The sequence below is a fragment of the Psychrobacter sp. DWR1-2-3 genome (assembly GCF_049896465.1).
GTDB lineage: Bacteria > Pseudomonadota > Gammaproteobacteria > Pseudomonadales > Moraxellaceae > Psychrobacter > Psychrobacter maritimus.
The window spans coordinates 39,475-51,829 of the sequence record NZ_JAFCUJ010000009.1 but is presented as its reverse complement, the minus strand read 5'-3'; the positions used below and the strand labels follow the sequence as shown (position 1 = coordinate 51,829).

The following is a 12,355-nucleotide window of genomic DNA, read 5'->3' as shown; positions in this document are numbered from 1 at the left end:
AAGACGGCGCTTAAAAGTTATTCCATCTACTTGCTATAAATAGCAGCTGTCAAAAATAGCAGCTGCTAAAAATAATTGAGCTAATGGTAACTTTTTTATTGCGGCAATAGTAACTTTTTAATGTGACAAATGATAAATGACTCCCTATTAATAAGGCGTCTGTGCCCATTTATCAAGGGCAGTAGCAATAAACACCAGATAAAAGTAGCTAATAAGCCAGTAATTTATAAGCTTGCAATAAAAATGCCCTAACAAGATGTTAGGGCATTGTATTAGGGTATTGTGTTTAGCATTTTTACAGTAAGAGTAGCAATGTGCCATTAATGGCAAGTTGCCAAGTTATCTCTTACTAAATTACATACCTTGCTGCTGTTGTTGCTGAGCAGCTAGCAAGTCTTGGTAGCTGACTTCTTTGTCAGTTACTTTACCTTGCTCAATTAAATAATCAACCACTTGGTCTTCTAGAACCACAGACTCAATGTTAGCGCGTTGCTGCTTGTCATTGGTGTAGTACTCGATGACCTCGCTTGGGTCTTCGTAGTTTTCAGCGGCTTCTTTGATAAAGCTTTCAACACGCTCTTGGTCGACTTCTAAGCCTTTGGTGTCGATAACGCGAGCAACGATGATGCCAAGACGGGCAGCACGTAGCGCTTGCTCTTCAAACAGCTCATTTGGCAGCATGTCTTTATCGAAGCTATCAGCATTGGCACCGAACTGCTGAGAAAAACGTTGCATCATCATGTTGCGTTGACGCTCGATTTCTTGCTCTAGCATGGCGTTTGGTACGTCAAACTCGTTCTTTTCTAGCAGCGCATCAAAGGTCGCTTGTTTTACTTGGCTACGCGCCGCATTTTTGATTTCGCGTTCCATGTTTTTACGCACGTCTTCTTTTAATTTCTCAACGCCGCCTTCTTTAACACCGAATAGCTCTAGGAACTCTTCGTTGATTTCAGGTAGTTTTGATTTTTCAACCAATTTTACGTTGATTTTGAACTGGGCTTCTTTACCAGCCAAGTTTTCAGCTTGGTAATCTTCTGGGAAAGTGACGTCAATGACTTTTTCTTCGCCAGCTTTCATGCCTTTGATGCCATCTTCAAAGCCTGGAATCATCTGGTTGCTACCGATAACCAATTTGAAGTCTTCAGCAGAACCGCCTTCGAATTTTTCGCCGTCGATTGAGCCTTCAAAGTCAAATGTTACTTGGTTGTCTTTGGCCGCTTTACCTTTTTTCTCAACGAATTCTTCACGTTGTTTTTGTAGGTTTTCAATCATGGTGTCAACGTCTTCATCGCTAACCGTCGCTGTGTGACGCTCAACTTCGATCTCATCAATACCTTGCACGTCGATTTCTGGGAAGATTTCAACAGTCGCTTGATATACCAAGAAATCATCTTCAAGTTTTACATCATCGATGTTAGGCATGCCAACGGCGCGGATGTCTTCCGATTTGATCGCTTCAAAAACGGTATCACGGATCACATCGTTGATAACTTCTTGTTGAATGCCAGCACCGTACTGTGAACGGATATGTGACATAGGGACGTTACCTTTACGGAAACCGTCAATCTTGGCAGTTTTCGCAACTTGGCGAATACGGCCTTCAACTTTGTTTTGAATTTTTTCAACGGGTACTTTAACCGTTAGCTGAGTTTCTTTGTTAGACAGCTTGTTGGTTGTAACTTGTAAATCTGTAGCCATGTTCATTACACCTTTAGGATTTAATAGTACGTTTGATTAAATAGTACTTAGGGTTAAATAGTAATAGACAACCGTGCCTCAAAATACGGGCGGGTGTGACCGATTGCCGTTGGAATAAATAGGGGATATTGATAGCGCGCAATTTCGCAGTCCGTGCCCGTAGCAATCGCTACTGACACAAAAATGTGAAACGCTTTATCTGAATAGACGCTATCTGATATCAATATTAACCATGAATAGGTCGCATAATAACGCTTTTTGCGCAATTATACAGACAAATAACGGCTTTCAACAAAATTTTAAAAGTAGAACAGTATAATCCATCTGTTTATCAAAGTAAAAATTATCTGTTTGCGGTCTATATAGGGCAGCGCTGCTATCGTCCGTTTAAATAAAATCGCTGGGTTAATATTGTCGTATTATGGGTAATAACTATAATCGGTATTAACTATTATGGGTATTAATAACATAGCAAAGCAGTAAACGCTATGGATCGACGATAAGTTAGGACTGCTTTTATTCGGATTGCTTTTATAAAGACAATAAAGGCAACTGTGCCAATAATTGCTCAATCGCCTGACCGCGATGACTGATGCTGTTTTTATCAGCAGCGCTGAGGCTTGCCGCCGTTGCTTGCAAATCTGGCAACCAAAACAGCGGGTCATAACCAAAACCGCCATCGCCATGCGGCGCCGTCAAAATCTCACCGTGCCATAAACCTTGGGCGATAATTGGTAACGGGTCATCGGCATGACGTACCATCGCCAATACGCAAACGAACATGCCTTTAATAGGCTCATCTGGCTGTGCTGCGCGAATAGGCTGCAAGTCGGCAACAAGTTTGGCATTATTTTTACTGTCATTGCCGTGCTCGCCTGCATAGCGAGCAGAGTAGATGCCGGGTGCATTGCCCAATGCTGGCACGCATAACCCTGAATCATCAGCAATCGCAGGTAGACCGCTTGCTCGGCTGGCATGCCGCGCTTTGATGATAGCGTTTTCAACGAAGCTTAATCCATCCTCGATTGTATCGTCGATATCAAGCTGACCTTGCGGGACAATCGTCACATCCAAATCTGCCTCAGCAAATAGGCGAGTAAACTCAGCAAGTTTGCCTTTATTGTTACTGGCGAGCACCCATTGGTTTTGCGGCGTGTCTGGATTTGAATCATTTAAGGTGGATGCTTGTTGATGAGTCTCTGTGGCGCTGGCTTGATTCATATTCTTTGTCCGTAATTGAGTCGCTTATACGTGCATATTCTAGGCTAGCATCGGCTAAATTACCAATTAGCATAACGAATCGCTGATTCATAACATTTGGTAACTGATATTTGTCGTCACTATTGCTATAATAGGCAACAAGCTACAGTGAATTATATCTTATAGCTTGTGTACTTAAAGTTAATAATAGCTTTAATCGTTAGTAAATAGTTTTAAACGCTAATAATGGTTTTTAAGTCCCTGTTTTGGTATTTGATAGTTTTGATGTTTAATGACTTGGCATTTAAAAGCTTGAGTGTTTAAAATTTCTCGTATTTAACGATATAATAACTATTGAGTGTTGCTCGCTTAAGATAACTTTCAAATTTAGCGCTTTTTTAGGTTTACCGCATTATGTGTTAGCCTAGTGAGTGTTAAATTTCTCTAACAATAAACTAAGCCAATTTAGTCTCATAATTTATAGCGTTCGTTTTAAGCTATACCTAATACTAATGGCTAAACCAGCAAGGATAAAATAATATGTCAAAGATTACATTACCAGAACTACCGTATGCGAAAGACGCGCTAGAGCCACATATCAGTGCTGAAACGCTAGAATACCATCATGACAAGCATCACAACGCATATGTGACTAAGTTAAACGAATTGCTACCAGGTTCTGGTCTAGAAGACAAAACTTTGTCAGAAATCATCGTAGCAACCGCTAAAGATGACAGCAAACAAGTTATGTTTAACCAAGCAGCCCAAGTATGGAACCACACGTTCTACTGGAACTGCATGACGCCAACAAACGGCGGCGGCGAACCTACTGGTGACTTGAAAGCGAAAATCGAAGAAGATTTCGGTAGCTATGACAAATTCCGTGAAGAGTTCAAAAACGCAGCATTGACTCAGTTCGGTTCAGGTTGGGCTTGGCTAGTGGCTGATAAAGTCGGTGGCAAATTGTCTATCGCCAAAACAGCTAACGCTGATACCCCATTAGCACATGACCAAGTTGCCGTATTGACTTGTGATGTATGGGAACATGCTTACTACATCGATTATCGTAACCGTCGTCCTGACTATGTTGATACGTTCCTAGACAAACTAGTGAACTGGGACTACGCAAACGCAAAATATAAAGGTCAAGATGCTGGTGTTGAAGAGTAATCTTTAACCACTAAGGTTTTGATTAATAAAAAAGGACGCTGAGAGGCGTCCTTTTTTTGGTTTGAATTTATATAAAAAGCGGCTCTTTTGGGATTGTCTAATTAGTTAGGTTCCTTCTCTTCTAATAGTTGTATTTTAGTGGAACTTAAATCAATGAAGTTTACGATTTCTCTTACAGCAATTAATGGTAGCTTTTTAGTATTTAATTCATAATAGCGTTGGTTATTTTGCCAGCTAAAATTGTATAAAAGCTCTTGTCTATCAGAATATAGGCTTTCTAGTCTTGCAGGCTTATCATTGACTTTATCGTTCAAGAAATCCTCAATTACTGTTAGCCTGACGGAACCGTTTTTAGGTATATAATGTTCTGTGAGCTCAATAACAGATTGACCATTATTGATATCGTAGACCTGATAAAATATATTGTATTTGTTATTAGCTAATATGCCAGAGCTATTCAAACCTACCAACTTACTATTATAAAAATTATCTAAGAGAACTGGCTCGAATGTTAATTTATATTTAGCTTTATTGATATCTTCATCTAGGGCTTGGAAGTTATTCTTAGCCTCCCCAATCATTGTCTCATCAAACTCTGTTGTCTGTATGCCACCACTAAGGCTGCCAGTAGTTTTCAAATTTTTTAATGCAGTTAAGGCTTCGTTTCTTTCAGATTCTATTAGGTTAGATAATTTGATGTAGTGTATGCCCATATCCTCTTCTTCTAAACCAAAAGCTTTGTAGGCTTTTTGCTGATTATTTTCACTATCTACGTCAATAATATTCGCTACATTAGGGTTTATCAGAAATAAACATATAATAAGAATAAAAGAAATTGTACCTAATCCTAAAAACACTATAAGGTTTTTTCTCATAAGAACGACTCTTTACTATAGTGATAAATGGCAGCTTTTTACAGCAGTAAAAGGGTGGATTTAAGTTCCCAAGCTAACTTTTCTACTATGTTTCTAAGAAGCTACAATAACCTAAAAATATAGATTTTCATCTAAACTAGAGTTAGTCAAACCCTCTGATATATAGCGTGGGGAGTAGTGCTACAACACCTCAAACCCAAACCTACCCAACGCCTCTCTGAGCATCGCAATATTATAGTAAGCATGCGCGTTGACGGTATTTTGAAAGAAAATATACAGTGTATCAAAATGCTGACGCTGATTGGCAATCGCTTGCGCCCAGTCCTGCATCTCAGCTTCGCTATAGCGATAATCATGACGGTCAGCAGCGCTCATCGCATCCCACCAGTTTAGATTATTACCATGCATGCGCAGATAGCCCGTGCGCTCGGTAAATATCAATCGTGACGGTGGTAGACCGCTGACTTTGGGATAATCAACGCTACACCAAATCAAGCCTTGTTTGACAAAACTATCAACCACTTGCGGGGTATGCCAACCATTATGGCGAAACTCGATGGCTAACGGATACTCCTTAAACCAACTGACAAGGTTTGCCAGATATAGACGATGCTCGCGGGTACGATCAAAGCCGTGTGGGAATTGCAGTAGTAGTGGCGCGAGAGCGTTGGCTTCGATAAGTGGCGTGAGAGCAGTAATAAATGCTTGGGCGTGTTCGGCTGTGCCCTTGCGCGCATGAGTAAAGTCTTGATGCAGTTTGACCGCGAACTTCAACTCACTGTCTGCTTGCACGTAGGCTTTATCGACCATGCCAGCAAAGGCTTTTTGCCCGATGGGCGCGTAGAAAGTGCTATTAATTTCCACCGCGCCGTATTGTTTGGCGTATTCGCGTAAGAAGTCGGTTTTTTTGGTGCCGATTGGATATAGCGTACCAAGTAAGTCGGTATCGCTATAACCGCCGGTGCCAAGATAAATACGCGGAGTAGGGGTACTGTCCATGTTGACCACCCTTTGCTATTTATAATTAATAAGCTTATTTTTTACGTGACCAGAGCCATTCGATGAGTGCCAATAATGCGTTGTTGTCTGCACTGTCTTTTTTGCCACTCAGCTCACGGCTGCTCAGCTCGCGAATAATGGCTGCGCGTCCGTCATTAAATAGCGATTGCGCATAGGTGGTTGCCTGCTCAACGCCCATCAATTTTACATAGGTAGATTTGTCTAATTTTTCATCGCTGCCAGCAGGTTTGCCAAGCGTATCGGTGCTGGTGGTGACGTCTAAAATATCGTCTTGTACCTGAAAGGCTAGACCAATATGCTGCGCACACTCTTGTAGAGCCATACGCTGTGGAGCGGTCGCGCCAGCACAAATACCACCCATCAGCATAGCCGCTTCAATCAATGCGCCCGTTTTATCACGATGGATAGCTTCCAAGTCGCTTTGTGTGATGTCTGTACTGGCTTCGGCATTAAGATCGAGCATTTGCCCCGAAACCATACGTCTGGCACGCGGTGCAAATATCGCGATGAGCTGGCTTGCGATAGCTGAGTCAAACGGCGCAAAGGTTGGCAGCTCAGCCGTCAATACTTCGAAAGCGAGCGTCTGTAATACGTCACCGGCGAGCAGGGCGGTTGATTCTTCAAAGACAATATGAGCGGTTGGCTGACCACGGCGCAGCTCATCATCGTCCATACATGGCAAGTCATCATGCACCAATGAATAGGTATGCAGCAGCTCTACTGCCAATGCCGCACGGCGACACATATCATAATCGGAGTCGTTTTCTAGTAGTGATTCTAAATCGCTATTATAAGTGGTTCTTCTATCAGTGCTTTTATCCGCGCTTTCATCGTCATTACTAACATTGTTATTAGCGCTGTCATTAACATTAACATTGTCATTAGCGCCGTCATTAGCATTGCTTTGATTGACACTATCAAAGGCGCTGGCGACCAATAATGGACGTACCAATTTACCTTGACCGGTCATCACATAACGGCAAGCATCAATCAGTGGGCTTGGCAGCTCAGCGTAAGCAAATAGCACCTCGATATCTTGCGACAGTTGCGCGCGCACGGCGCTATGAAATTGCTCGGTGTTGTTATCAAAGCCAGCAAAAGATACGAGTCTTGTAGGCATCAGGCTTGGCGTATTATTAGAAGAAGTAGAAACAGTCATAACCCAACCATCTATCAGGTGAATAATAAAAATAGTGCTAGTGTAGCATGATAGATTATATTCCTTAGCGAGCGGGTATCATCAATGACGCATTTTTGGCACTTTAATGTTAAAAAATTGGCTTAAGAAAGCCGGAAATAATACAACAAGCCCTCGTTACGTATGGGCGATGTATCTTGGCCGTTGGATATGTTTTGATAAGGGATAGCGCTTATCGATAAATAAGCGGTATTTATAAGCGTTCAAAGCATGATTGTCAGTATATAATCTCAGTATACAAGCAGTCACTTAAAGCACCTTGGCAGCAAGGTAAAGGGCTAGTATCGACTTAAGAGTGACTTGCGAGTATGGTATTAGCTTGTGACAGTCGGGGGCATAATCCCCTACACTAATTGGCGTGAAAATGGTCTGGTGCTTAGCAGGTGGGTTTTTAGCCCTTATCTATGTGACATATCAGCTCAATATTCAGTCAGTATTTATACGACGGGTATTCGCACCATTAGGATTTATCACAGCATACCGGCAACAATCGTATATAAATAAAGCGCCGTATTCAGTTGTGCTAACGCGGTAACATTCGGCATAGAACATGAATATATCAGCATGAGCGCTGGATAATAAAGACACCTTCACTGCTTACTTTATACTGACTTTATTTTATAAGGCAGTAGGTTGGCAGTGTTATTACTCGTTTTACTAACAATAACTGGCTATGTACTTTAATTTTAAAACTTTTAATTTTAAAACGTAGCTTTCGTTATATAGCAAGGAGTTTCAAATGGTATACCAAGGAAATCGCATCACGGTGACAATGCTAGAAGATGGCATCGCCAACATGCAGTACAACGCCGAAAATGAGAGCGTGAACAAGTTTGATGCTGAAACCAATAAGCAATTTGGCGAAGCGGTTACTGCTTTAGAAAAAGCGGATAACGTAAAGGGTCTTATCGTGACGTCGAGCAAAGGCGTATTTATCGCTGGTGCTGATATCACAGAATTCGTCGGCTCTTTTAAAAAGCCAGAAAGCGAAATTAAAGACTGGGTTGTTAACATCAATGACGCCTTTAACCGTTTTGAAGACTTGCCGTTTCCAAAAGTAGCCGCTATCAATGGCGCAGCGCTTGGCGGTGGTTGTGAGATGACCTTGGTTTGTGAATACCGCGTCATGAGCGACAAAGCCATCATCGGTCTACCAGAAACCCAATTGGGTATTTTCCCAGGTTTTGGTGGTACGGTTCGTAGTACGCGTATCATTGGTATCGACAATGCGCTTGAATTGATTGCCACTGGTACACCAAAGAAAGCACTTGATGCGTTAAAACTTGGCTTAGTGGATGCGACTGTTCCTGCCGATGATTTACAAGATGCAGCGATTGATCTGGTCAAAAAATGTATCTCAGGTGAGCTTGATTGGCAAGCGAAGCGTGAAGAGAAGCTTGCGCCTGTTAAGCTAAACCAGCTTGAGCAAGCGATGGCATTTAACAGCGCAAAAGGTATGATTTTTGCCAAAGCCAATCCTAAGCAGTACCCAGCGCCAGCAATCGCTATTGAAGCAATTGAAAAGCATGTAAATCTGCCACGTGATAAAGCAATCGAAGTGGAAGCGACTTACTTTGCAAAAGCGGCGAAAACCCCACAAGCAGAAAGCTTGGTTGGTCTGTTCTTAAACGATCAGTTGGTCAAAAAATTAGCTAAGCAGCACAGCAAAAAAGCACATGAAATCAATGAAGCGGCGGTACTTGGCGCGGGTATCATGGGCGGCGGTATCGCTTATCAGGCAGCCAGCAAAGGCTTGCCAATCATCATGAAAGACATCAAGTCTGAGCAATTAGACCTTGGTATGGGCGAAGCCAGTAAGCTACTTGGCAAAATGGTTGAACGTGGCAAGATGACCCCAGCAAAAATGGGTGAAACGTTAAGCCGTATCCGTCCGACTTTGAATTATGGTGACTTTGCTGAGACTGACATCGTTATCGAAGCGGTGGTAGAAAATCCAAACGTGAAGCGTGCGGTACTAAAAGAAGTTGAAGGCTTGGTTAAAGACGATTGTATCCTAGCGTCAAACACCTCAACGATTTCTATTACTTATCTAGCTGAAGCGCTAGAGCGTCCAGAAAACTTCGTTGGTATGCATTTCTTTAACCCAGTAAACCGTATGCCGCTAGTAGAAGTTATTCGCGGTGAAAAATCTTCTGAAGAAGCTATTTCAACGACCGTTGCTTTGGCCACAAAAATGGGCAAAGTGCCTGTCGTCGTGAATGACTGCCCAGGTTTCTTGGTAAACCGTGTGTTGTTCCCATACTTTGGTGCCTTTGACTTGCTCCTTAAGCAAGGTGCGGACTTTGCTCATGTCGATAAAGTCATGGAAAAATTCGGCTGGCCGATGGGTCCTGCTTACCTAATCGACGTCGTTGGTTTAGATACTGGCGTACACGGTGCAGAAGTCATGGCAGAAGGTTTTCCTGACCGCATGAAGCCTGATTATAAAGGTGCTATCGAGCATTTATATGAAAACAAACGCCTAGGTCAGAAAAACGGCATTGGTTTCTATAAGTATGAGATGGACAAACGCGGCAAGCCTAAAAAAGTTGCTGATGAAGCCACTTATGAGCTCTTAAAAACTACCACTGATAGTGACAAGCAAACGTTTGACGATCAAGCCATCATTGACCGCACCATGCTAGCGTTCTGTAATGAGACCGTACGTTGCCTAGAAGACAATATCGTCAGCACGCCATCTGAAGCCGATATGGCGATGATTATGGGCGTTGGTTTCCCACCATTCCGCGGTGGCCCTTGCCGTTATATCGACCAAATGGGTCTAGATAACTACTTGGCGCTGTGTGAAAAATATGCATACCTTGGCAAAGCCTATGAAGCCCCGCAAAAGATTCGCGATATGGCAGCAGCAGGCGAGACCTTTTACGCTACGGCGTAATGGGCAGTCATTACTAGGATGAAGTGCCGTACGTTTGTTATTAAGGCTGAGAGAAAATTAGTTATTTATGCTCTTTAATGCCAATATTCTTTAATAGCAGACGTACGATTATAGTTGGTTGAATTTAGGCCAGTACAAGAAAATCGAGCGCAGAGGTACCTATTGTACTTTAAGCGAGATTGACGCAGTCATAGCCTAAAATGAACTGACTACACTGACAATAAAAATTGAAAAGGAAGATAGTATGACAATTTTAAGTCCAAAAGACGTGGTCATCGTAGATGGCGTACGCTCAGCAATGGGTAAATCTAAAAACGGTATGTTCCGCCACGTTCGCGCTGATAGCTTATCAGCTGAGCTGGTACGTGCCTTGGTTGAGCGTAACGATTTTGACCCACGTGACGTCGAAGACATCATCTGGGGCTGTGTAAACCAGACTTTAGAGCAAGGTTTGAACATCGGTCGTAACATCGGTCTATTGGCTGGTATTCCAAAGACTGCTGGCGGCCAAACTGTTAACCGTCTATGTGGTTCATCTATGCAGGCGCTACATACTGCTGCTGCGCAAATCATGACCAACCAAGGTGAAGTTTTCATCATCGGTGGTGTTGAGCACATGGGTCACGTCGGCATGATGCATGGCGTTGATCTCAACCCTGAAGCGTCAAAGCATTATGCAAAAGCCTCAAATATGATGGGCTTGACTGCTGAAATGCTTGGTCGTATGAACAATATCACTCGTGAAGAGCAAGATGCTTTCGGTCTTGAGTCACATCGCCGCGCATGGGCTGCAACGACTGAAGGTCGTTTTGACAATGAAATCATCGGTATCGAAGGTCATGATGCTGCTGGTCGCTTGCAACTATGTACCGTTGATGAAGTGATTCGTCCAGATGCAACGATGGAGCAAATGCAAAAGCTACGTCCAGCCTTTGATCCTAAAGGCGGTACGGTCACTGCTGCGACCTCATCTGCATTATCTGACGGTGCGTCAGCAATGCTAGTCATGAGCGCACAAAAAGCCAAAGACTTAGGTCTTAAGCCTCGCGCTCGTATTCGTAGCATGGCTGTTGCTGGTTGTGATGCCGCTATCATGGGTTACGGTCCTGTACCGGCTACGCAAAAAGCACTTAAGCGCGCTGGCATGAGCATCGATGATATGCAAACCATCGAGCTAAACGAAGCGTTTGCAGCGCAAGGCTTGTCAGTACTTAAAGCCTTGAACTTGTCGGACAAGCAAGACATCGTCAATATCAATGGTGGCGCGATTGCACTAGGTCATCCACTAGGCTGTTCAGGTGCTCGTATTACCGTCACTTTGTTAAATGCGATGGAGCAGTCTGATACTGAAATTGGTCTTGCGACCATGTGTATCGGTCTAGGTCAAGGTATCGCGACCATTATTGAGCGTGTGTAATTTTTAGACTGTATTAGCTTTGCAATATTTTAGCGTTTTAAAAGGAGCCTCCAATCAAGCGATTGGGGGCTTTTTTTATTTATAAACAATAACGAGGTATCTATGACGCAACGTTCATAAGTTGTTAATAAAAATTATCTCCATTGACGCCCTCAGCAAACTATGACTAAATAAGAGCTAGGTTTAATAATAATGATATAGAGGCCAAATATAGCGTCGCCTTTACCTATTAATATCAGTCGTACAAGGAGTGTACTATGTCTACCATGATTACCGATCGCACTTATCGTATCGCCCGTGAAAATACCCAAGCGATGATTATCGATGTTCAAGAACGCTTAACGCCGCATATCTATGACCATGAAAATATTGTCAAAAAGACCGTCACGCTAATCAAAGGGCTGCAAGCGCTTGATATTCCTATTATGCTCAATGAGCAGTACAAAAAGGGACTTGGCGATACCCTGCCTGAGATACGTGATGTGCTAGAAGGCGACAATGCCAAAAGCTTTGAGAAAGTCACTTTTAGCGCTTGTGATAATGACGATTCGTGGCATTATTTAGCGCAGCAGAATCGTAGCATTGTTCTATTATTTGGGGTGGAGGCGCATGTCTGCGTTATGCAAACGGCGCTTGATTTGCTCGATAATGGCATGCAGCCGGTTATTATTGGTGATGCCGTCGGCTCACGCTTTCCTTATGATAAAAAGCAAGCGATTCGCCGTATTCGCCGCGCCGGTGGCGTGATTAGTACCGTAGAATCCATTCTTTTTGAGCTGTGTCGCAGTAGTAAAGACCCTGCTTTTAAGACCATTAGTAATTTGATTAAGTAACTTAATTAAGCGGATTGAGTGGTTACAAAACAGTTTTTTTAATGA

At 42.8% G+C, this 12,355-nt stretch carries 10 protein-coding genes; 4 read left to right on the top strand and 6 right to left on the bottom strand.

Features of this window, described 5'->3' with window-relative positions; genetic code table 11:
* Positions 1-354 precede the first annotated feature (354 nt).
* The 3 genes from tig to rdgB all read right to left on the bottom strand — a co-directional run bounded on the left by tig (position 355) and on the right by rdgB (position 2,919).
* A complete protein-coding gene (tig, locus tag ACP7AA_RS12265) occupies positions 355-1,698 on the bottom strand; it encodes a trigger factor (RefSeq protein ID WP_201554876.1) in 1,344 nt (447 codons plus the stop codon).
* 53 nt (positions 1,699-1,751) lie between these two features.
* Positions 1,752-1,877 (bottom strand): hypothetical protein, encoded by a 126-nt coding sequence (locus ACP7AA_RS12260; RefSeq protein WP_265089023.1) that lies wholly within the window; start codon positions 1,875-1,877, stop codon positions 1,752-1,754.
* Positions 1,878-2,229: 352 nt separating this feature from the next.
* Positions 2,230-2,919 carry an RdgB/HAM1 family non-canonical purine NTP pyrophosphatase gene (gene rdgB, locus ACP7AA_RS12255; protein WP_426223735.1) on the bottom strand — a complete coding sequence of 230 codons (690 nt, stop codon included), beginning with the start codon at positions 2,917-2,919 and terminating at the stop codon, positions 2,230-2,232.
* A gap of 519 nt (positions 2,920-3,438) precedes the next feature.
* Between rdgB and ACP7AA_RS12250 the strand changes: the two genes are divergently transcribed.
* On the top strand, positions 3,439-4,068 hold the full coding sequence (locus ACP7AA_RS12250; RefSeq protein ID WP_426223734.1) for a superoxide dismutase: 630 nt from the start codon (positions 3,439-3,441) through the stop codon (positions 4,066-4,068).
* Positions 4,069-4,169: 101 nt separating this feature from the next.
* On the opposite strand, the gene ACP7AA_RS12245 is transcribed toward ACP7AA_RS12250, so the two are convergent.
* The 3 genes from ACP7AA_RS12245 to ACP7AA_RS12235 all read right to left on the bottom strand — a co-directional run bounded on the left by ACP7AA_RS12245 (position 4,170) and on the right by ACP7AA_RS12235 (position 7,122).
* Positions 4,170-4,943 carry a hypothetical protein gene (locus tag ACP7AA_RS12245; protein ID WP_426223733.1) on the bottom strand — a complete coding sequence of 258 codons (774 nt, stop codon included), beginning with the start codon at positions 4,941-4,943 and terminating at the stop codon, positions 4,170-4,172.
* A gap of 180 nt (positions 4,944-5,123) precedes the next feature.
* Entirely contained in the window at positions 5,124-5,942 is an 819-nt protein-coding gene (locus tag ACP7AA_RS12240) for a DUF72 domain-containing protein (RefSeq protein WP_426223732.1), read from the bottom strand.
* 34 nt (positions 5,943-5,976) lie between these two features.
* Positions 5,977-7,122, bottom strand: a complete 1,146-nt coding sequence (locus tag ACP7AA_RS12235) for a polyprenyl synthetase family protein (RefSeq protein ID WP_426223731.1) — start codon at positions 7,120-7,122, stop codon at positions 5,977-5,979.
* A 778-nt stretch (positions 7,123-7,900) separates the two neighbouring features.
* On the opposite strand from ACP7AA_RS12235, the gene fadB reads away from it, so the two are divergent.
* From fadB to ACP7AA_RS12220, 3 genes are all read left to right on the top strand, one after another.
* Positions 7,901-10,060 carry a fatty acid oxidation complex subunit alpha FadB gene (fadB, locus tag ACP7AA_RS12230; RefSeq protein ID WP_201565841.1) on the top strand — a complete coding sequence of 720 codons (2,160 nt, stop codon included), beginning with the start codon at positions 7,901-7,903 and terminating at the stop codon, positions 10,058-10,060.
* Between the two features lie 244 nt (positions 10,061-10,304).
* Positions 10,305-11,477, top strand: coding sequence for an acetyl-CoA C-acyltransferase FadA (gene fadA, locus ACP7AA_RS12225; RefSeq protein WP_201629586.1), 1,173 nt, complete (start codon positions 10,305-10,307; stop codon positions 11,475-11,477).
* 257 nt (positions 11,478-11,734) lie between these two features.
* A complete protein-coding gene (locus ACP7AA_RS12220; RefSeq protein WP_173239808.1) occupies positions 11,735-12,310 on the top strand; it encodes an isochorismatase family protein in 576 nt (191 codons plus the stop codon).
* Positions 12,311-12,355: the final 45 nt, after the last annotated feature.

Excerpts from the sequence above, each read along its gene's own strand:
- tig (WP_201554876.1), bottom strand. The coding sequence starts at position 1,698 with ATGGCTACAGATTTACAAGTTACAACCAACAAGCTGTCTAACAAAGAA.
- ACP7AA_RS12240 (WP_426223732.1), bottom strand. The coding sequence starts at position 5,942 with ATGGACAGTACCCCTACTCCGCGTATTTATCTTGGCACCGGCGGTTAT.
- ACP7AA_RS12235 (WP_426223731.1), bottom strand. The coding sequence starts at position 7,122 with ATGACTGTTTCTACTTCTTCTAATAATACGCCAAGCCTGATGCCTACA.
- ACP7AA_RS12250 (WP_426223734.1), top strand. The coding sequence starts at position 3,439 with ATGTCAAAGATTACATTACCAGAACTACCGTATGCGAAAGACGCGCTA.
- rdgB (WP_426223735.1), bottom strand. The coding sequence starts at position 2,919 with ATGAATCAAGCCAGCGCCACAGAGACTCATCAACAAGCATCCACCTTA.
- fadB (WP_201565841.1), top strand. The coding sequence starts at position 7,901 with ATGGTATACCAAGGAAATCGCATCACGGTGACAATGCTAGAAGATGGC.
- ACP7AA_RS12245 (WP_426223733.1), bottom strand. The coding sequence starts at position 4,943 with ATGAGAAAAAACCTTATAGTGTTTTTAGGATTAGGTACAATTTCTTTT.
- fadA (WP_201629586.1), top strand. The coding sequence starts at position 10,305 with ATGACAATTTTAAGTCCAAAAGACGTGGTCATCGTAGATGGCGTACGC.
- ACP7AA_RS12220 (WP_173239808.1), top strand. The coding sequence starts at position 11,735 with ATGTCTACCATGATTACCGATCGCACTTATCGTATCGCCCGTGAAAAT.